General features: G+C 64.0%; 12 protein-coding genes and 1 pseudogene. 9 read left to right on the top strand and 4 right to left on the bottom strand.

Annotated features, from left to right (window positions below; translation table 11 throughout):
• Position 1 precedes the first annotated feature (1 nt).
• A pseudogene (locus tag V1293_RS00485) lies at positions 2-1,354 on the bottom strand (hypothetical protein); the annotation flags it as partial.
• Between the two features lie 204 nt (positions 1,355-1,558).
• On the opposite strand from V1293_RS00485, the gene cysE reads away from it, so the two are divergent.
• The gene (cysE, locus tag V1293_RS00490) at positions 1,559-2,386 is read left to right on the top strand and encodes a serine O-acetyltransferase (protein WP_247520682.1); all 828 of its coding nucleotides are present in this window, start codon (positions 1,559-1,561) and stop codon (positions 2,384-2,386) included.
• Between the two features lie 107 nt (positions 2,387-2,493).
• The gene (locus V1293_RS00495) at positions 2,494-2,712 is read left to right on the top strand and encodes a DUF3126 family protein (RefSeq protein WP_025590201.1); all 219 of its coding nucleotides are present in this window, start codon (positions 2,494-2,496) and stop codon (positions 2,710-2,712) included.
• Between the two features lie 110 nt (positions 2,713-2,822).
• Here V1293_RS00495 and V1293_RS00500 read toward each other — a convergent pair whose 3' ends face one another.
• Positions 2,823-3,533, bottom strand: coding sequence for a hypothetical protein (locus tag V1293_RS00500; protein WP_334505746.1), 711 nt, complete (start codon positions 3,531-3,533; stop codon positions 2,823-2,825).
• A 217-nt stretch (positions 3,534-3,750) separates the two neighbouring features.
• On the opposite strand from V1293_RS00500, the gene V1293_RS00505 reads away from it, so the two are divergent.
• Positions 3,751-4,080, top strand: a complete 330-nt coding sequence (locus V1293_RS00505) for a DUF6949 family protein (protein ID WP_334505747.1) — start codon at positions 3,751-3,753, stop codon at positions 4,078-4,080.
• 73 nt (positions 4,081-4,153) lie between these two features.
• On the top strand, positions 4,154-4,684 hold the full coding sequence (locus tag V1293_RS00510) for a gamma carbonic anhydrase family protein (RefSeq protein ID WP_334505748.1): 531 nt from the start codon (positions 4,154-4,156) through the stop codon (positions 4,682-4,684).
• Positions 4,685-4,703: 19 nt separating this feature from the next.
• On the opposite strand, the gene V1293_RS00515 is transcribed toward V1293_RS00510, so the two are convergent.
• Both V1293_RS00515 and V1293_RS36075 read right to left on the bottom strand, forming a co-directional pair.
• Entirely contained in the window at positions 4,704-4,871 is a 168-nt protein-coding gene (locus tag V1293_RS00515; protein WP_334505749.1) for a hypothetical protein, read from the bottom strand.
• A complete protein-coding gene (locus V1293_RS36075) occupies positions 4,868-5,374 on the bottom strand; it encodes a hypothetical protein (protein WP_442894191.1) in 507 nt (168 codons plus the stop codon). The genes V1293_RS00515 and V1293_RS36075 overlap by 4 nt, the downstream gene beginning before the upstream one ends.
• Before the next feature lie 425 nt (positions 5,375-5,799).
• Between V1293_RS36075 and V1293_RS00525 the strand changes: the two genes are divergently transcribed.
• From V1293_RS00525 to V1293_RS00545, 5 genes are all read left to right on the top strand, one after another.
• Positions 5,800-6,363, top strand: a complete 564-nt coding sequence (locus V1293_RS00525; RefSeq protein WP_334505750.1) for a hypothetical protein — start codon at positions 5,800-5,802, stop codon at positions 6,361-6,363.
• A gap of 101 nt (positions 6,364-6,464) precedes the next feature.
• Positions 6,465-6,614 (top strand): hypothetical protein, encoded by a 150-nt coding sequence (locus V1293_RS00530; RefSeq protein ID WP_334505751.1) that lies wholly within the window; start codon positions 6,465-6,467, stop codon positions 6,612-6,614.
• Between the two features lie 325 nt (positions 6,615-6,939).
• Complete coding sequence (locus V1293_RS00535; protein ID WP_334505752.1) at positions 6,940-11,595, top strand: beta strand repeat-containing protein; 4,656 nt, start codon at positions 6,940-6,942, stop codon at positions 11,593-11,595.
• A gap of 527 nt (positions 11,596-12,122) precedes the next feature.
• Positions 12,123-19,847: an MBG domain-containing protein gene (locus V1293_RS00540; protein ID WP_334505753.1), complete on the top strand. Its 7,725-nt coding sequence runs from the start codon at positions 12,123-12,125 to the stop codon at positions 19,845-19,847.
• 303 nt (positions 19,848-20,150) lie between these two features.
• Positions 20,151-21,917 (top strand): ShlB/FhaC/HecB family hemolysin secretion/activation protein, encoded by a 1,767-nt coding sequence (locus V1293_RS00545; RefSeq protein WP_334505755.1) that lies wholly within the window; start codon positions 20,151-20,153, stop codon positions 21,915-21,917.

Raw genomic sequence — 21,917 nt, forward strand, 5'->3', positions numbered from 1 at the left:
CACCGGCGAGATGCCGGATAGCCGCAATCAGCACGACCGTGGTCGCAAGCCACGCCATCCGCGCGCCGTAACGATCGTGCGGGCCGGATATCACGGCACAGACGAACGCGTTGCCGAGCACGGCTGATGTGACTGTTCCGGCGAGCAAGGAGAGATCGTCGAACGGCCGGCGCAGCACGCCGTGGCCGAACAGGATCGCGGCCAGCAGCATCGACGCCAGCGCGACGGGAACATGAATCCCGTTGATCGCGGTGAAGTCGAAATGCCAGCGCTGCTGCTGCGCCGCGCGCATCGGCTTCACTTGTGCGGGAAGAAAGCGCTCGATGATGCCGTAGGTATGGCCGACCCAGACGCCAATGCCTTCACCGGTGGCGACATGGCCCAGTTGCTGCACCGTTCCCGTCAGCGCCGCCTTGGCCTGCCAGGCCGGATACTCGGCCAGCGAATGCAGCACGATAAAGCCCATCTCGTCGTTCAGCCCCTGAAAGCGGCCGAGCGTGTTGAACATGCTGTTGCCCCACAGGAACTGGTCGGCGGTGGCGGGAAGCTGATTGCGATAGGGGCAGAGCTTGAAGCTCAGCTTCGGGCAATGATCACGCAAATATTGCGCGACGATCCCATCCTGCAGCATCCGTCCGAAGGCTACGCCGTAACCGCCCGGCGTCCACGCCAGCTTCCCGGACAATGCGAAATTGGTCGACAGCAGCAGCGCAGCGCCGGCGACGAGGGTGAGACTACCTTGCGTCAGCCCGGAAACGGAAATCCGCCCGCGCAGAAACGGACGTGCGATCCAGCCCACACAGCACAGTCCGAGCAGCACGGCGAGCGTTGCGCTGTGGGTCGCCGCGGCGAAAGCGGTGAGGCCGAACAACAGGCATTTTTCCGGGATCGACGTCCGCTCGCCATGCGCGGCCAGGATGAAGAGCGAAAGCACCGACAGGCCGGCGAAAATGTCGGTCAACAGCGTGCTGGCGAGCCACGGCAGCGAGGTGGTCAGGACCAGCACGAGGCTCGTGGCCAGGAGCCGCAACGGCTGGGAGATGCCGAACACGCGCAGCGTCAACTGCAGGATCCACAGCGTCGCCAGCGCGTTGATCCCGAGGTTGATCCAGAAGCTCGAATCCTCGCCGAAATGAAGATAGAGGCCGAACGTGGTGGAGCGGCTGGGCACCAGGTAGCCTTCATACCATCGTGCCAGGTAGCCGCCGGTATCCCACTGGAGCAGGGGATAGCCATTCCACAGGGCCGGGGCCAGCAACATCAATGGGATGGTGATGGTCGCGATCCAGGCCGACCGCCAGCCCGCGGCGGCCCGCGCCTGCAATATCTGCGTGCTGATGTGACTTCCCCCCATTTGGTTCCAGCATCCGGGAATGGCTGGCCGGCCGAAATTGACCAATAGTCGGACATCATCCGGCTTGATTTCCGGAATTGGTTGACCACCTTGAACTGAGCCCAATGGCCCGGCGGCGGTTTACTTTGGCCAGCGCCTGCCCGGGACAGAAGCCCGCCCGCCGTGCTATAGTACCAACGAAATAAACGGATTTGCGAGAGCCCCATGGCAGTGCATCAGGTCAATCCGCAAGGTTCGAAGCTCGCCGCACTCGATCCGATCTGGGACCGCGTCCGGGGCGAGGCGGAGGACATCGTCCGCCGCGAGCCTGAACTGGCTTCCTTCATCTATTCGACCGTGCTGCATCACGAGCGCCTCGAAGATTCGGTGGTGCATCGTCTCGCCGAGCGGCTCGATCATTCGGCGCTGTCAGGCGATTTGATCCGCCAGACCTATGACGAGGCGCTGCGCGACGAACCCGATCTCGGCAACGCGTTCCGCGCCGACCTGGTCGCGGTCTACGACCGCGATCCCGCAACCTCGCGCTTCATCGATCCGTTGCTCTACTTCAAGGGTTTCCACGCGCTGCAAACACACAGGCTGGCGCATTGGCTCTATCAAAAGGGCCGCAAGGATTTCGCCTACTATCTGCAGAGCCGCTCGTCGGCGGTGTTTCAGACCGACATCAACCCCGCCGCCAAAATCGGCCGCGGTATTTTCCTCGATCACGCGACCGGTTTCGTCTGCGGCGAGACCGCCGTGATCGACGACGACGTTTCGATCCTGCATGGCGTCACGCTCGGCGGCACCGGCAAGGAGAACGAGGACCGCCATCCGAAGATCAGGCGCGGCGTGCTGATCGGGGCGGGCGCGAAAATTCTCGGCAATATCGAGATCGGCCATTGCGCGCGCATCGCAGCCGGCTCGGTGGTGGTCAAGCCTGTGCCTCACAACGTCACGGTCGCCGGCGTCCCCGCCAAGATCGTCGGCGAGGCCGGCTGTGCAGAGCCGTCGCGCACCATGGATCAGATGCTTGGTGCGATCGGGCTTTGATTTTCCACACTTTCTCGCAGCCGTATTTGTGAAGTTACGGCTGGTAGTCTGCGCCGTCTCGTCCTAAAAACCTCCCGGAAATTCAAAGAATCCGATTGGAGACCGCCGTGGACGTTCAGGAAGTCAGGAAGCTCGACGCCTATCTCAAGCGCGTATTCGGCAATCCCAAGATCCGCGTCGTGCCGCGGCCGAAAAAGGACGATTCCGCCGAAGTCTATATCGGCGAGGAGTTCATCGGCGTGCTGTTCGTCGATGACGAGGACGACGATCGCTCGTTCCAGTTTCAGATGGCGATCCTCGAGGAAGATCTGGCCGACGTCGGGTGACGGGGCGCATTAGCGAGGCGTGCCCACCATCTTATTTTCGTGGTCGCGGATTGATGGTGGGCACGGCGCTGACGCGCCTTTGCCACCCTACAAATTCGCCCTGCCGTTCACTAGCCCTTCGGCCCGCGCATCTGCGCCGTCAAGCGGTCCATCGCATTCGCAACGTCGCGCCATTGCGACAGCCAACTCCGCGGAAAGCGGAACGTCAGGTCGGCGCCGTCAACGCGGCGCTCGCTCAGGCACATGCCAGGCGTCTGGCCGTCGCGCGAACAGCGCGCGTTGAGGCTCGGCGTCGTGCCGGAGAACAGGTCTTCGTTGGCGTAGGGCGAGCCGTCGCGAAACGTGCGCATCGTCAATCCGTCTTCCACCGGCGTTGAAGCCTGCTCGAGGTAGCGCGGATAGATCGTGCGGACCCGCGCATCCGGCGCCAGCGTATCGTGGTGGGCCGATATTGACACGAATATCCGGTCGATCGGCTGCTTCTCCTCGATCGTATTGGCGCTGACGTGCTTCGGCGCATCCGGCGGCTCCAGCGACGGGAAGGCGAAACTGAGATCGACCCGTTCCTGCGGCCCGGAGTGACGCTGGATTTTCCGGCGGATCGCCGCGGTCGGCACGTTGAAGAGCGTAGCGCCGACGCTGACCGGCAACCGATCGGGGGCGCCGGCGGGGCGCGCGACCCAGGTCGGCCACAGCAAATAGGCGACCAGCGCAACGGCGCTCGCGGCAACGGTTACCGCGACCATGATCAGGATCATGTGCGAGCGCGGGTCCCTGCGAGTGTCGCGGGCGAGGTACTGGGCCGTCGAAAGCAGGGTCATGAACGAAGCATCGGTCGGGCAAGAGCCAGGCGAATCATCCCGCGAATATGCCATGGGGAGCGCAGTTTCCTCATGATTTCGCGGGAGTCCGGCCCCGCTAGCCATGCGCAAACGCGGTCCGGGCGGTCCGTTGTTAACCTTTCCTTAAGGATGCTGTGGCGGCCGCCGCCCAATTTTGCGAAAGCAGGGCGCGGTTTTTCGAGTAGGGGAAGTTGCCATGTCGCCCGATGCGTTGAATTCCCTGTTCTCCCTGTGCATCGGCTTTGCGCTCGCAGGCGCGCTCGCCAGCGGCTATCAGGCGATGGCGGCGCGGCCGGCGGGGTTCGGGCTGCTCGGGGAAGGCGTGGCGCCGAAGACGTTTGCGGCCGTGCCGTTTCTGGTTTTCGCCGCACCCTTCATCATCATGCGCAACACGTTGCGCGGCGCGAAGATCGAGCGCCGCCGCTTCGAATTCGTGATGATGGCGACCGTGCTTTCAGGCTTCTGGAGCTTGATGTCCGGCACGTTTTTCCTGATGACGCTGCGTGCCACCGGCGTGCTGGCCTGAGGCTTCAGGCCTGCTCGCTTGATCCCGCGCCGGCGGCTGTGCAAAGGTCTCCGCCAACGGAGACCTTTTTGCCATGGCGATCTACGAACTCGACGGACAGGGGCCTGAACTCCCCGGAGACGGAAACTATTTCATCGCAGATACCGCTGTCGTGATCGGCAAGGTGCGCCTTCTGAATTCGGCCAGCGTGTGGTTCGGCGCGGTGCTGCGCGGCGACAATGAGTGGATCGAGATCGGCGAAGGCTCCAACGTGCAGGACAATTCCACCTGCCACACTGACCGCGGCTTTCCGCTGACGATCGGCAAGAACTGCACCGTCGGCCACAATGTCATCCTGCACGGCTGCACGCTCGAAGACGACGCGCTGGTCGGGATGGGCTCGATCGTGATGAACGGCGCTCGCATACGCCGCGGCAGCATCGTCGGCGCGGGATCGGTCATCACCGAAGGCAAGGAGTATCCCGAATATTCCTTGATCATCGGCTCGCCCGCGCGCGTGGTCCGCACGCTGACGCCGGAGCAGGTGACGGCGATGGGAAGTGCGGCAAAGTTCTATGCCATTAACGGCCCGCGCTTCAAAAACGGATTGAAGAAGATCGGCTGACGCCGGCCTGCTTACCGGCTCATTTGCCTTCGCTCTCGTTCGCCTCGCGGGCGCCGGCGACCTTTTCATGGCCGGCAGCCCAGAGCGCATGCTCCTCGCTGCCATCCCGATACGGATTGGCTTCCGCCGGAATGTTCTGGCGCGCGGCGCGCTCGCCTAGCTCGAAAGGGTCGGGGTCGGAATTCATGATGGCGTCTTTCCGGTTTTCGATCTTGTGTTCTTCGCCGTCACGGCCTTCGAAAGCCCTGCACTTGCCCGCAGTGCGTCCTTGAGGTCGATGGGAATGCCGTGTTTCTTGAGCAGGTCCGCAAAGGCTTCGTCGGCCAATTCCTGAAATGTCGCCATCCGGTCACGCGCAAGCTGGGTGAGCTTGTCGAGCGTGTCGTCGTCGAAGGCGATCAATTTGCGCAAGCGCGGCCAGTTCCTGATGTCGAGCGGATGTGAATGAATGATCTGGATCGAAAATCGTTCCGGCAGGAACAACGGCCGGGGCGCCGTCGTTGCTCCGAAAAGGAGATTTCCGATGAAGATAGCCTCTGCAACTGCCGCCATTGCGGCGATCGCGATCCTGATATTCCCGGCCATTTCGGTTGCGCAGAGCGCCGGTGGATCAACTGGTGGATCGTCCACCGGGAGCAGCAGCGGCAGCGCTGCCGGCTCGCCGAGCGCGGGTTCGGCCGGTGCTGGCACGCAAAGCGTCACCGGGGTGCCGTCAGGTCCTGCCAATCCGGGCGGGTTGAACAATGCCGGCCAAGATCCGAGCGGCCCGGCCAATTCGTCCAGGCTTGCGTCGCCGCCCCCGCCAGGTACCAACAGCGCTGGTACTGCCCAGTCGTCTGGTCGCGGCGTCAACACCGAAAGCGGTGTAACGACGGGCGCGGGAAAATCGGCGGGGTCAGAAAGCGTTGACGCGGCCATCACGGAAGAGAACAAGACGGTCGATCGCAAGATCAAGAGCATTTGCCGCGGCTGCTGATCTTCCAAATACAGTCGCGCAGAAGTGAGCAAAATTGCCCAGCCAACTCTGAGAACTGGTCCTAGAGTTGCTCCGGATCTGTGAGGATCCGACGCCGAAAGCGTCGAGCGTTCGAACGCAAGATCACGGAGGATGGGTCATGTTACGCAAAATGATGATCGCCTTGTTCGCATGCGCGTCGGTCGCCATGCTGGCGCCGGACGTGGCTTCGGCCCGCGGTGGTTTTGGCGGTGGTGGTTTCCACGGCGGCGGAATGGGCGGCGGCTTCCGCGGTGGCGGAATGGGCGGCGGTGGCTTCCGCGGCGGGATGGGAATGGGCGGTGGCGGCTTTCGGGCTGCCGCGATTGGCGGCGGCGGTTTCCGTGCGGCCGGGATCGGGGGCGGTGGTTTCCGTGCGGCCGCTTTGCCGGCTGCCGGATTTCGCGGCGGCACCCTGGCCGTCAACAGTTTCCGCGGCGGCTTCCACCCCGGATTCAGGCATCATCGGAGATTTCCGATTGCCGCGGCAGCAATCGGACTCGGCTTGGGCTACGGCCTCTACGGCGGCTACTACAACGATTATTATGATTACGGCGATCCGTATTACGCCGGCTATGGCTACGACGATCCCTACTACTACGGCGATGGCGGCTGCTACATCGTGCGGCGGAGCGTGCTGACGCCTTATGGCTGGCGCATTCGGCCTGTGCAGATCTGCGGCTGATCCCGTCCGGCCCGAATAATGCGGCCTTGGTGTTCTTACACCGAGGCCGTTATGATATCGTTCGCTGATACGCCGTTTGCACCGCATGGGGGATGTTGAACATGCTCACAGCGCCCGCATTGACGTTGATGTTTTTGATTGTCGTGGTTGGTCTGGGTACGGCGTTCGTCTGGATGTTCTGGGAGATTGAGCAGATGTCCAGGCTGCGCCGGATGTCCAGACCACATCGCAAGGGCGATCGCATCGGATAGTCGGGCGGACATCGCGCGCAGTCATGTTCCGCGCAATGCCTGATGTCCGCCGTGACCATTCGTTACTTAAAATTTTTAGATAAGTTGCGACTATTGATTGATGCATCCTTAGATTGGAACCTGCAACGGTGCGGCGTGTGCATGGAACCGTGCACGTCCGACAAGGAATTTGCGGGGACGGGACGGTGCCGCCGCCTTTCAGTGCATGGTGGTTCGATTGATCGTCTCATCTACGTCAGCTCCCTCATCTTCGCGCACCAGAAACTTTCGAGCCTCCGTCAGCCTGATTGCGCTTTTGTGCGGCCTGGGTTGCGCGCAGCCGTCGATGGCGCAATCGCTGCCGACCGGCGGAACGGTGGTCAGCGGAAGCGTTGCAATCGGTTCGACGTCGCCGACCGGTCTTACGGTCACCCAATCGAGCGCCACCGGCATCGTCAACTGGTCGAGCTTTTCGGTCGGGCAGGGCCACCAGGTCCAGTTCAATAACGGTAGCGGCGCGACACTCAACCGCGTGACCGGCAACGTGCCGTCGTCGATCAACGGGCTCGTGTCGGCAACCGGCTCCGTCTACCTCGTCAATCCGGCAGGCGTCGTCGTCGGACCGACCGGCGTGATCAAGACCGGTGGCAGCTTCGTGGCCTCGACACTGGACGTCAAGGATGCGGAGTTCCGCGCCGGAGGATCGCTGACCTTCAGCGGCAACAGCAACGCCTCGGTGGTGAATCTCGGCAAGATCGGCTCGTCGAAGGGCGACGTCGTCCTGATCGCGCGTCAGGTTCGTAACGACGGCTCACTGACGGCGCGCAACGGCACCGCCGCGATGGCCTCCGGCAGCGAGGTGGTGCTGAGCGACGGTTCGCTCGGCAATGGCAAGGTGCTGGTGCGGCGTCCGGCGCAGGATGGCGAGATCCGCAACAGCGGCGCGATCCGCGCGGCGGAAGTAGAATTGCGCGCCAATGGCGGCAACATCTACGCGCTGGCCGGCAACACCGGGAATAACATCTCGGCGACGGGGATCGTCAACAAGGGCGGCCGCATCTTTCTGACCGCTCAAGGCGGCTCGGTCACGGTCACCCAGAAAATCGTGGCGCGGCGCAGGCTGGCGGACGTAGCGCCGGCCAGCCGGCAGGCCGGGACACGCGGCTCGTCCAGCGGCGGGGACATCGTTGTCAGCGGCGACACGGTCACGGTCGGCGGCACGATCGCGGCGAAGGGCAACGGCGGCGCCGGCGGCACCGTCGTGGTGACCGGCACGGACGTCACCCTGACGTCGAATGCTCGGATCGACGCCAGCGGGACATCGGGCGGCACCGTGCTGATCGGCGGCGACCGCGCCGGCGGATCGGATGCTGCGCTGAAATTTCTGCCGCAGACCATCGCCAATGCGCAGAGCACGACGCTCGAAGCGGGTGCGACGATCACGGCCGACGGCACGTCGGGTGCCGGCGGCAATGTGGTGGTGTGGTCGGACGGCACGACGTCGTTCGCCGGCGCCATCAGCACCCAGGGGCTGCGCGGCGGCTTCATCGAGACCTCGGGGCACACGCTCAACTTCACCGGCGGCAGCATCAATGCCGGCAGGGGCGGCGCATGGCTGCTCGATCCCATCGATCTGACGATCGATGCGACGCTTGCCGGCACCATCGCGACCGCGCTCAACGCCGGCAGCAACGTTACCCAGCAGACCAGCGCGACCGGCAGCGGCGGCAACGGCGACATCACGGTGGCCAGCGGCATCAACTGGTCGACCAGTGCGACGCTGACGCTCAGCGCCTATCGCCACATCGCGGTCAACAGCAACATCACGAGTACCGGCGGCGGTGGCGTGGTGCTGCGCGCCGACAACGCCGGCACGGGGACAGGCACCGTGACCTTCGGCGGGGGCCAGATCTCGACCGCGGGGACGGTCTCGATCTTCTACAACCCGACCGGCAGCAACTCGACCGTCAATGCCGCCAAATACAAGGCGCCGACGCAGACGAGTTTCAGCGCCAACGTCACCGGCGGCGCCACGCTCCAGACCTATATGCTGGTCAACACCGTCTATGACCTGCAGAATATGAAGAACAATCTGGCCGGCACCTATGCGCTCGGCCGCGACATCGATGCGAGCGCAACCGCATCGTGGAACGGCGGCGCGGGCTTCGCGCCGGTCGGAACCTACTCCTACTACAGCACGGACTTCACTGGAACGTTTGATGGCCAGGGCCAGACAATCTCGAATCTCGTCATCAATCGGCCTGCGAGCCAGTTCGTCGGGTTGTTCGGCTCCACCGAATTCTCGGCGACGGTCAGGAATCTGGGGCTTCTGAACGTGTCCATCACGGGCCAAGCGGCCGTCGGCGGCGTCGTTGGCCAAAACATGGGTACCATTACGGGAGTTTACACATCCGGGTCGGTTACCGCCACCGATTCCGGAGCGGGCGGCATCGTCGGTTACAATTACGGGTCGCTGTCGAACGTTTATTCGGCAAGCGCCGTGAGCGCGCCGGTGGACTATGCAGGCGGAATCGCCGGGGTGAGCGTCGGCGACATATCCCGGGCCTATGCGACCGGGCCCGTGAGCGGCGGCAGCTATGTGGGCGGGCTGGTCGGCTACTTGGGCACTACAGTCACCCAGTCCTATGCAACCGGCCATGTGAGCGGTACGTCCAATGTCGGCGGGCTGGTCGGCTACAACGGCGACTCGATCACGCAGTCCTACTGGGACAGCCACACGACGGGGCAGACGGCCGGAATTGGTAGTGGCGAGGCGGCGATCAGCTTGACTGAAGTAACCAGCGATCCTGCGCAGTCGGCGGCGGCAAACTATGCGTTCAAGCAGAGCGCCTATAGCGATTTCGATTTTACCTCCGGCAATCGCTCTACCGGCTGGTTCTCGATCGACGGCCGGACCCGCCCGTTCGGCCAATGGGAATACTCGACCAATATAGCAAACGCACACCAGCTTCAGTTGATAGCGATGAACCTCGGCGCGAGCTACAAGCTCGCATCCGATATTGATTTTTCGAGCGGGCTTGCTGTGGGAGGCAAACATCCCGGCATGTGGTCGTCGAGCGGATTCTCGCCGATCGGCAATTCGTCCACCCAGTTCACCGGAGGCTTCGACGGGCAGGGCCACGCGATCCGGAATCTTGCGATTAACCTGCCGTCGACCGCTTACGTCGGACTATTCGGCGCTATCGGGGTTGGCGGATCGGCCAGCAATCTCAGCCTGCAGAACGCCACCGTCACCGGCCTCGGCTATGTCGGCGGTCTCACCGGGTTTAACAACGGCAGCATCTCCAACGTCTCTATCTCGGGCGCCATCGCGGGGTCACTTCGCATCGGTGGCCTCGTCGGCCAAAACAATTCGGGCAAGAGCATCAACAACGCCTCCGCGTCCGGCACCGTCACGGTCAGCGGCGTTGGATATGCCGGCGGCCTGGTGGGCGTGAATCTCGGCAGCATCTCCGGCAGCTTCGCGACGGTCGCCGTCTCTGGAAGCGGCTCAGCTACCGCCCCCTTTGGCGGCCTGGTTGGGTGGAACAATGGTGCTGCCGCGATCATCCAGAACAGCTACGCCACCGGTTCTGTGAGTTCCGGCACCGGGAGCACGCGCACCGGCGGCCTGGTCGGACAGAACAACGGGAAGGTGCTCGACAGTTATGCCACCGGTGCCGTCAGCGGTGGCACGCAGGGTACCGGCGGGCTAGTCGGCTACAACGCCAGCGGTGCCACGATCGCGCGGACCTACGCCGTCGGAACGGTGAACGCCTCAGCTCTTGTCGGGGGGCTGGTCGGCAGCAATGCCAGCAGCATTGCGCAATCCTATTGGGACACGACCACATCAGGACGATCGGTCGGCGTCGGGGCCGGAAACGCGGCGGGTGCGACGGGCCTGACCACCAGCCAGATGCACGATCCCGCAAACTTTGCGTCGACCTACGCGGGCTGGGATTTCTCCACCGTCTGGTCAGCCCCGAGCGCCGGCTACTATCCGCAGCTTTATGGCGTCAACTACGTGCTGCGGGTCGACCCGGCCAATGCGTCGCGGGTCTATGGTGAAGCCAACCCGGCGTTCGCCTATTCAATCTATGGCTTTCATGCCGGCGATACGGCGGGGATCGTCACCGGCCTCTCGGTATCGACGGCGGCGACGGCGACATCGAATGTCGGCACCTACGCGATCAGCGCAAGCGGCGGCAGTGCCGTCAGCGTCTCCGGGCAGGCCTATCGCTTTATCGATGCACCCGGCACGTTGACCGTCACGCCGCGCTCGATCACCGTCACGGCCGATGCCGCGAGCCGCGCCTATGGCAATGCCAATCCGGCGCTGACCTACCAAGTCGGCGGCTCGGGCCTGGTCAATGGCGATACGCTGTCGGGCGCGCTGGCGACGTCGGCGACGGCAGCCAGCAATGTCGGCGTCTATGGCATCACGCAGGGCACGCTGGCGGCTTCGATCAACTACACGGTGTCTTCATTTACCGGCGCCAATCTCAGCGTCACGCCGCGGGCGATCACGGTGACGGCCGATGCGAAGAGCCGCGCCTATGGCGACGTCAATCCAGCGCTGACCTATCAGGTCGGTGGCTCGGGGCTGGCCAATGGCGACACCCTGTCGGGCGCGCTGGCAACGTCGGCGACCGCAGCCAGCAATGCCGGTATCTACGGGATCACGCAAGGAACGCTCGCGGCCTCATCGAATTATGCCTTCATCTATGTTGGAGCGAATCTCACGATTACACCGGCGGCCCCTCGAGTGCCGACCGAAATGCCCGGATCCTCCGTGAAGTCGTCAGTGCCGGTGCGCGCGCCACAGCCGTCCGAGCGGACGCTCGAGTCCGAAAGTATCGGTGAATCATCTCCCGCAATCATCTGCAAATCCGAGCAATGCCTCAAGCTTCCTCATCCCGACAACCGGCGAATTGGCACCCGGGCCAGATTCGTCGACAAGATGACCGATCGCAATCGGCTGCCGGCCTCTCTCGACAATTGATCTTGATCGCATGAGCCACGGCCGTCGTGCGCGGCCGTCTGCGCGAAACTTCGGCGTCGTCCTCGACTTGTTTTCCTTTGCCGGCGACACCTGCCGTTTCTTTCAGGGAAGCGGCAGCACAGATTCACCTGCTTCGATGCGCGCATCGGATGTCCAAGCCGTATCGCAAGAGCGATCGCGTCGGATAGGCGATCTCGACAGCACCGTGCGCTTTTGCGGCATCACGTACTGCGCGCGATGCCCGACGTCCGCCGTCACTGGCTATCATTCGCAATTTTCCGAAAAATTGCGAATATTAGTTGGAACATCCTTAGATAGTCTCGTGGAACTTTGCCGCGCGTGCATCGAACCATTGCAAGTCCGACAAAGAATTTGTGGAGGCGGGAAGTTCGTCGTGCCGAGATCTGTAGCGGATGGTGGTTCGATTGATCGTCTCATCCACGTCGAGTCTTTTATCGGCCAGGGAGCTTCGAGCCTCCGTCAGCCTGATTGTGCTTTTGTGCGGCCTGGGTTGCGCGCAGCCGTCGATGGCGCAATCGCTGCCGACCGGCGGAACGGTGGTCAGCGGAAGCGTTGCAATCGGTTCGACGTCGCCGACCGGTCTTACGGTCACCCAATCGAGCGCCACCGGCATCGTCAACTGGTCGAGCTTTTCGGTCGGGCAGGGCCACCAGGTCCAGTTCAATAACGGTAGCGGCGCGACACTCAACCGCGTGACCGGCAACGTGCCGTCGTCGATCAACGGCGTCCTGTCGGCGACCGGCTCGGTCTACCTCGTCAATCCGTCGGGCGTCGTCGTCGGACCGACCGGCGTGATCAAGACCGGCGGCAGCTTCGTGGCCTCGACACTGGACGTCAAGGATGCGGAGTTCCGCGCCGGAGGATCGCTGACTTTCAGCGGCAACAGCAACGCCTCGGTGGTGAATCTCGGCAAGATCGGCTCGTCGAAGGGCGACGTCGTCCTGATCGCGCGTCAGGTTCGTAACGACGGCTCGCTGACGGCGCGCAACGGCACCGCCGCGATGGCCTCCGGCAGCGAGGTGGTGCTGAGCGACGGTTCGCTCGGCAATGGCAAGGTGCTGGTGCGGCGTCCGGCGCAGGATGGCGAGATCCGCAACAGCGGCGCAATCCGCGCGGCGGAAGTGGAATTGCGCGCCAATGGCGGCAACATCTATGCGCTTGCCGGCAACGCCGGGCGGGCCATTACGGCAACAGGCGTCGCCAGCAAGGGCGGACGAATTTTTCTCACGGCCGAGGGCGGTTCGGTCAACGTGACGCAGAAAGTCGTGGCGCGGCGTATTCAGGCGGACGTTGCGCCCGCGCCGATGCGTGCAGGCGTCTCCGGGCGGCGCTCGTTCACCGGCGGCGACGTCGTCGTCAGCGGCGACAAGGTCGTGGTCGGCGGCACGATCGAGGCGAAGGGCAACGGCGGCGCAGGCGGCACCATCGTGGTGACGGGCACGGACGTCACCCTGACTTCGGGCGCTACCCTCGACGCCAGCGGGACATCGGGCGGCACCGTGCTGATCGGCGGCGACCGCGCCGGCGGATCGGACGCCGCGCTGAAGTTTCTACCGCAGACCATCGCCAATGCGCAGAGCACGACGATCGAGGCCGGCGCGACGATCACGGCAGACGGCGCATCGGGCGCGGGCGGCAATGTGGTGGTGTGGTCGGACGGCACGACGTCGTTTGGCGGTACGATCAGCGCCACCGGACTGCGCGGCGGCTTCATCGAGACCTCGGGGCATACGTTCGATTTCGCGGGCGGCAGCGTCAATGCCGGCCCCGGCGGCACCTGGCTGCTCGATCCGGTGGACCTCACGATCAATTCAACGCTCGCCGGCACCATCGCGACCGCGCTCAATGGGGGCAGCGACGTCACCCAGCAGACGAGCGCGTCCGGGACCGGCGGCAACGGCGACATCACGGTGGCCAGCGGAATCAACTGGTCGACCAGCGCGACGCTGACGCTGAGCGCCTATCGCAACATCGCGGTCAATGCCAACATCACGAGCACCGGCGGCGGCGGTGTCGTGCTGCGCGCCGACAATGTCGGCACCGGCACTGGCACCGTGACGTTCGGCGGCGGCCAGGTGTCGACCGCGGGAACGGTCTCGATCTTCTACAACCCGACCGGCAGCAGCTCGACCGTCAACACCACCAAATATACAGCGCCGACGCAGACGACTTTCAGCGGCAACGTCACCGGCGGCGCCACGCTGAAGACATACATGCTGGTCAACACCATCTATGACCTGCAGAATATGAACAACAACAAGGCCGGCACCTATGCGCTCAGCCGCGACATCGATGCCGGCGTCACGTCCACCTGGAACAGCGGGGCCGGGTTCCAGCAGATCGGGGCCGGCAACAGCTTCACCGGAAACCTGGACGGCCAGGGCCACACGATCTCGGGCCTCTTCATCAATCGTCCGTCAGACCAAAACGTCGGGCTGATCAGCTATCTCGCCGCCGGCGGCACGGTAAGCAACGTTGGCGTCATCGGTGCAACCATCACCGGGGGAACTTCCGTCGGCGCGATCGTCGGCAACAACTACGGGACGGTCAGCAATGTCTACTCGAGCGGATCGGTCACCGCCATCAGCGCCGGCGCCGGCGGCCTCGTCGGCTATAACTTTCAGATCTTGTCGAATGGCTATTCGAACAGCAGCGTGAGCGGACCGCTCTATGTTGGCGGCGCCGTCGGGCTGAACAATATCGCTGCCGGTCCTACCGCCGGCTCGATGTCGCAGGTCCATGCGACCGGCGCCGTGACCGGCACAGGCGGCAGCCCGAGCGCTGTCGGCGGGCTGGTCGGCTACAACGGCAACTCCATCACGCAATCGTACTGGGATAGTTACACGACGGGGCAGGCGTCCGGCGTCGGCTCCGGCGGTTCAGCCGGCGTGACTGCAGTGACCAGCGACCCCGCGCAGTCCGCAGCGGCCAACTACGCCTTCAAGCAGAGCGCCTATAGCAGCTTCAGCTTTCCGGGAACAGGCACGACCGGCTGGTTCATGGTCGACGGCCAGACCCGGCCGTTCGGCCGCTGGGAATACCAGACCACCATCACCAACGCGCACCAATTGCAGTTGATGGCGATGAATCTCGGCGCGAGCTACACGCTGGCGGGCAACATCGACCTCGGCTCCAGCCTGACGGCCGTCGGCGGCAAATATCCTGGCATGTGGTCGTCGGCGGGCTTCGTCCCGATCGGCAGCACCGCCACCAAATTCACCGGAGCGTTCAACGGCCTGGGGCACACTATTGCTAACCTGACCATCAATCGATTGACGACCGACGATGTCGGACTGTTTGGATATGTTGGAACGGGCGTAACGGTGCAGGACGTCGGTCTGCTGGGCGCCGCAGTAACCGGCAGGAACGAGGTCGGCGCACTGGCCGGCAACAACGCCGGCACCATCACGCGGTCCTACGCGACAGGCGTGGTGAACGGCACCGGCAATGATGTCGGCGGGCTGGTCGGGAAAAACGTTGGTACGGGCAGCAACATCACGCAATCCTATGCCAGCGTGACGGTCGGCACTCCCAATTTTTATGTCGGTGGACTTGTCGGCTACAATGATGGCGCGATCACGCAGGCTTACGCCGTCGGCGCCGTCAACGGCAAGGCCGCCGGAGGTCTTGCCGGCAACAATAGCGGCACCATCACCCAGGCTTACGCCGCCGGGGCGGTGAGCGGCTCTACCCTCGGCGGGCTGGTCGGCAATAATGGTGGCACGATCACCCAATCCTATTTTGACACGGTGACGACAGGCCAGAACGCCGCCATCGGAAACGGAAGCGTCAACGGCGGGATCGGCCTGACCACCAGCCAGATGCAGAATCCTGCCAACTACGCGACCACATACGCCGGCTGGGACTTCGCCCTCGTGTGGTCGGCGCCGAGCGTCGGCTATTATCCGCAGCTCTACGGCGTCAATTATGTCCTGCGCGTCGACCCCGCCAATGCGTCGCGGGTCTACGGCGACGCCAACCCGGCTCTCACCTATACGGTCTACGGCCTGCACACGGGCGACACATCAGCCATTCTCTCCGGCCTCTCGCTGTCAACGGCGGCGACGACGACGTCCAATGTCGGCAGCTATGCGATCACAGCGGGCGGCAGCGTCATCAGCGCCGCCGGGCAGGCCTATCGCCTGATCCAAACGCCTGCCGCGCTGACGGTTACGCCGCGCGCCATCACGGTGACGGCCGACGCGAAGAGCCGCACCTACGGCGATACTAATCCGGCGTTGACCTATCAGGTCGGCGGCTCGGGCCTGGTCAATGGCGACACGCTGTCGGGCGCGCTGGCGACATCGGCGACGACAGCCAGCAACGTTGGCACCTACGGCATCACGCAGGGTACGCTCGCGGCCTCGAGCAACTACACACTGTCTTCGTTTACAGGCGCCAATCTCACGGTCACGCGGCGCGCGATCACGGTAACAGCCGATGCGAAGAGCCGGGCCTATGGCGATGCCAATCCGGCGCTGACCTATCAGGTCGGCGGCTCCGGGCTGGTCAACGGCGATACGCTGTGGGGTGCGCTGGCGACGTCAGCGACGACAGCCAGCAATGTAGGCACCTACGGCATCACGCAAGGCACGCTCGCCGCATCGAGCAACTACACACTATCTTCATTTACGGGCGCCAATCTCACCGTCACCCAGCGGGCGATCACGGTGACGGCCGATGCCAAGAGCCGGGCCTATGGCGATGCCAACCCGGCGCTGACCTATCAGGTCGGCGGCGCGGGCCTGGCCAATGGCGAGACCCTGTCGGGTGCGCTGGCGACATCGGCGACGACAGCCAGCAACGTTGGCATCTACGGGATCGGACAAGGGACGCTGGCGGCCTCGGGCAATTACGCGCTGAACTATACGAGCAACAACCTCACCGTCACCCAGCGGGCGATCACCGTGACGGCCGACGCCAAGAGCCGCGCCTATGGCGATGCCAATCCAGCGCTGACCTATCAGGTCGGCGGTTCGGGCCTGGTCAATGGCGATACATTGTCGGGCGCGCTGGCGACATCGGCAACAATTTCGAGCAATGTCGGCCTCTACGGCATCACGCAAGGCAGCCTTGCGGCTTCGGGCAACTATGCGCTGAACTATACGAGCAGCAACCTCACCGTCACCCAGCGCGCCATCACGGTGACGGCCGATGCCAAGAGCCGTGCCTATGGCGATGCCAATCCGGCGCTGACCTATCAGGTCGGCGGCGCGGGCCTGGCCAATGGCGATACGCTGTCGGGCGCGCTGGTGACGTCGGCGACAGCAGCCAGCAATGTCGGCACCTACGGCATCACGCAAGGCAGCCTTGCGGCTTCGGGCAACTATGCGCTGAACTATGCGAGCAACAACCTCACCGTCACTCAGCGGGCAATCACCGTGACGGCCGACGCCAAGAGCCGCGCCTATGGCGATGCCAATCCGGCGCTGACCTATCAGGTCGGCGGCGCGGGCCTGGCCAATGGCGACACGCTGTCGGGTGCGCTGGCGACGTCGGCGACGACAGCCAGCAACGTTGGCCTCTACGGCATCACGCAAGGCAGCCTCGCGGCTTCGGGCAACTATGCGCTGAACTATACGAGCAGCAACCTCACCGTCACCCAGCGGGCGATCACCGTGACGGCCGATGCCAAGAGCCGTGCCTATGGCGATGCCAATCCAGCGCTGACCTATCAGGTCGGCGACGCGGGCCTGGCCAATGGCGACACGCTGTCGGGTGCGCTGGTGACGTCGGCGACAGCAGCCAGCAATGTCGGCACCTACGGCATCGGACAGGGAACGCTGGCGGCCTCGGGCAATTATGCGCTGAACTATGCGAGCAGCAACCTCACCGTCACCCAGCGCGCCATCACGGTGACGGCCGATGCCAAGAGCCGCGCCTATGGCGATGCCAATCCGGCGCTGACCTATCAGGTCGGCGGCGCGGGCCTGGCCAATGGCGACACGCTGTCGGGCGCGCTGGCGACGTCGGCGACAGCAGCCAGCAATGTCGGCCTCTACGGCATCACGCAAGGCAGCCTCGCGGCTTCGGGCAACTATGCGCTGAACTATACGAGCAGCAACCTCACCGTCACCCAGCGGGCGATCACCGTGACGGCCGATGCCAAGAGCCGTGCCTATGGCGATGCCAATCCGGCGCTGACCTATCAGGTCGGCGGCTCCGGGCTCGTCAACGGCGATACGCTGTCGGGTGCGCTGGCGACGTCGGCGACGACAGCCAGCAACGTTGGCACCTACGGCATCACGCAGGGTACGCTCGCGGCCTCGAGCAACTACACACTGTCTTCGTTTACAGGCGCCAATCTCACGGTCACGCGGCGCGCGATCACGGTAACAGCCGATGCGAAGAGCCGGGCCTATGGCGATGCCAATCCGGCGCTGACCTATCAGGTCGGCGGCGCGGGCCTGGTCAATGGCGACACGCTGTCGGGTGCGCTGGCGACATCGGCGACGACAGCCAGCAATGTCGGCACCTACGGCATCACGCAAGGCAGCCTCGCGGCCTCGGGCAATTACGCGCTGAACTATACGAGCAACAACCTCACCGTCACCCAGCGGGCGATCACGGTGACGGCCGATGCGAAGAGCCGGGCCTATGGCGATGCCAACCCGGCGCTGACCTATCAGGTCGGCGGCTCCGGGCTCGTCAATGGCGACACGCTGTCGGGCGCGCTGGCGACATCGGCGACGACAGCCAGCGATGCCGGCACCTACGGGATCACGCAAGGCAGCCTTGCGGCCTCGGGCAATTACGCGCTGAACTATACGAGCAACAACCTCACCGTCACCCAGCGCGCGATCACGGTGACGGCCGACGCCAAGAGCCGCACCTACGGCGATACTAATCCGGCGCTGACCTATCAGGTCGGCGGCTCCGGGCTCGTCAATGGCGATACGCTGTCGGGTGCGCTGGCGACGTCGGCGACGACAGCCAGCAATGTAGGCACCTACGGGATCGGACAGGGGACGCTGGCGGCCTCGGGCAACTATGCGCTGAATTATACGAGCAACAACCTCACCGTCACCCAGCGCGCGCTCACCGTCACGGCCGATGCGAAGAGCCGTGCCTACGGCGACGCGAACCCGGCACTGACCTATCAGGTCGGCGGCGCGGGTCTGGTCAACGGCGATACATTGTTGGGCGCATTGGCGACGTTGGCGACGACAGCCAGCAACGTTGGCACCTACGGCATCACGCAAGGCAGCTTGGCGGCCTCGGGCAACTACGCGCTGAACTATGCGAGCAACGACCTGACGGTCACCCAGCGGGCGATCACGGTGACGGCGGACGCCAAGAGCCGTGCCTATGGAGATGCCAATCCAGCGCTGACCTATCAGGTCGGCGGCTCCGGGCTGGTCAACGGCGACACGCTGTCGGGCGCGCTGGCGACGTCGGCGACAACTTCGAGCAACGTTGGCACCTACGGCATCACGCAGGGCAGCTTGGCGGCCTCGGGCAACTACGCGCTGAACTATACGAGCAACAACCTGACCGTCACCCAGCGCGCGCTCACCGTCACAGCCGATGCGAAGAGCCGCGCCTATGGCGATACCAATCCGGCGCTGACCTATCAGGTTGGCGGCTCGGGTCTCGTCAATGGCGATACGCTGTCGGGTGCGCTGGCGGCGTCGGCGACAGCAGCCAGCAACGTCGGCGTCTATGGCATCGGGGAGGGCACGCTAGCGGCCTCGGCCAACTATGCGCTGAACTATGCGAGTGCCAATCTGACCGTCACCCAGCGGGCGATCACCGTGACGGCCGATGCGAAGAGCCGCGCCTATGGCGATGCCAATCCGGCGCTGACCTATCAGGTCGGCGGCTCCGGGCTCGTCAACGGCGACACGCTGTCGGGCGCGCTGGCGACGTCGGCGACGACAGCCAGCGATGCCGGCACCTACGGGATCACGCAGGGAACGCTTGGGGCCTCATCGAACTACGCCTTCGCCTTTGTTGGAGCGAGCCTCACGATTACGCCGGCGGCGGCCCCTCGCGTACCGACCGCAGAACTCGGAGCTTACGTGAAGTCGCGGGTGGCTTTGCCCGCGCCGCAGCCGCCCGAGCAGATGCGCGAGCCCGTGAGCATCGAGCAATCGGCTGCCGCAATCATCTGCAAATCCAGGCAATGCCTTGAGCTTCCTCATCCGGACAATCGGCGGATTGGCGAACGCGCCAGATTCGTCGACACAATGATCAATCGCAATCGGCTGCCAGCCTTCGTCGACAATTGAACGTTGATTGCGTGAGGCCACGGCAAGCGTCCACACAGATCCGGATGCGTCGATACACGCATAAGTTGGTGCGAGCAGAGCCGTTTCAACCATTCACGCTGCGGTTTTGCCACACATGGAACTCAACCTTAAACCGTTCTTAATCCATAAACCGTATTGGTTGACTTATTCATTGTTCGCCGTGTGCGACAGAACGTCGGAAACGTGCAGCACATGCAGACTCACGCGTCGATATCCCCGAAGCCCTGGCAGGCTCCGGTCGTCATGATGCCGCCATCGCTTTCAGAACATTTCGGATCGCGCATGACACAGCGGGTACGAACATCCGCGCGTCATGGAAGCGGAATCCGCACCTGGTGCGCGCTGATCATGACCTGCTTTGTTGCGATCGCGCCCGATGGCATCGCGCAGGCGCAAGTGGTGGAGCGCAATCTGCCACCGGAGCCGCCGCGTCGCGCATCGGCGATAAAGATCGATACCAACGATCTGCTCAAGAGCGATGATGCAACGCCGCTCGGCGTGAATGTTCGAGCCATCGTCCTGATTGGAGCAAACGCCGGCGCGAAGCCGGTCAGCGGCGCGACGGGTGTCGATGTGAGCGAGGTCAGCGGTGTCGACGCCGCTGCGCTTCGCGAGCAACTCACGCCATTCGTCGATCGACCGCTCAGCCGCAAGCTGATTGCCGAGGTGCAGGCGGCGGTGGCCACAGCTTACCGCGAAGCAGGGCGGCCGTTCGTATCAGTCACGCTGCCGCCGCAGGAAGTATCGTCCGGCGTGCTTCAGCTCCGCGTGATCCTCTTCAAGGTCGCCGGCATCAAGGTGACGGGTGCCGCGGCCGAGAACTATCCGCAAAGCCGCATCCGGCTCGTCCCCGGACAGGAAATCGACGCGCGCAAACTCGAGACCGATCTCGACTGGGCCAATCGCAATCCGTTTCGGCAGGTCGAAGCGGTGTTCGGTCCGGGCAAGGACTTCGGCCTGACCGACGTCAACATCCAGGTGACGGACCGCAAGCCGTGGCAGGTGTACGCCGGCTATGCCAACAGCGGCACGCTCCTGACTGATCGCAATCGCTATTATGTCGGCGCCAGCGGCGCGCCGTCTGCCGATATCCTCGCGTCCTATCAGCTCACCGGCAGCGGAAATTTCTGGGTCGACGACGGGCTGTTCAGCCGGCCCGACGACGCCAAATATGTCAGCCAGGCGGGGCGGCTGCTCACGCCGCTCGGATTGCGCACGAGTCTCGAGGTCGTGGGCGATCACGTGCTGACCAATGAGCGGCCGAACAATCTGTTCCGGATCAAGACTCAAACCAGCCAGGCATCGGCAATCGTTCGGACCGCGCTGTCCGGTCTGGTGCCGTCGACAACAGGCGATCTGCTCGGCGGCGTCGAACTCAAGCACCAGCTACGCACGACCATCTTCGATGGTACGCCTGTCGCGGAGGGCAGCGCCGATGTTGCCCAATTGGTGGTCGGATGGAACGGGCGCTGGTCGGACAATCTGGGCGCCAACACCCTCGACGTCCGTTTCAAATCCAACCCCGGCGGTATCCTGTCCGGCAACAATTCGGGTGCCTGGAGCGCCTTCACCAATGGACGCATCACCGATGTGCGGACCAATCTCGTCACCCTCGAGTTTGGCCGCGTGACACCGCTGCCGAAGGGCCTGTCGCTGAAATCGGAAGTGTCCGTGCTGGCGTCATCCAAGCCGCTTCCGGACACTGAACGCATCGGGCTCGGCGGCATCCACGCGGTGCGCGGTTATGTGACCGAAGACGGTGCAGTCGACCAGGCCATGATCCTGCGCAACTCGCTTTACGTCTCGATGCCCAGCATGCCTTCCTGGATGCCGGGCACGCTGGCGCCGTTCCTCTTGGCCGACGTCGGGTGGGGGCGGGATCTTTTTTTCCGGCGCGAATCCACGCTGTCATCCGCTGGGGCAGGATTCGACTTTTCGGTCGGGCAAAATTTCAACTCAAAGTTGCTGGCGGCCAGAGCCATGACTGATGGGTTGCATACCCCGGCCGGATCCTGGCGTGTCTCGTTGCAGGCTTCGGTAAGCTATTGA

The organism is Bradyrhizobium sp. AZCC 1693, assembly GCF_036924745.1.
Classification (GTDB): domain Bacteria; phylum Pseudomonadota; class Alphaproteobacteria; order Rhizobiales; family Xanthobacteraceae; genus Bradyrhizobium.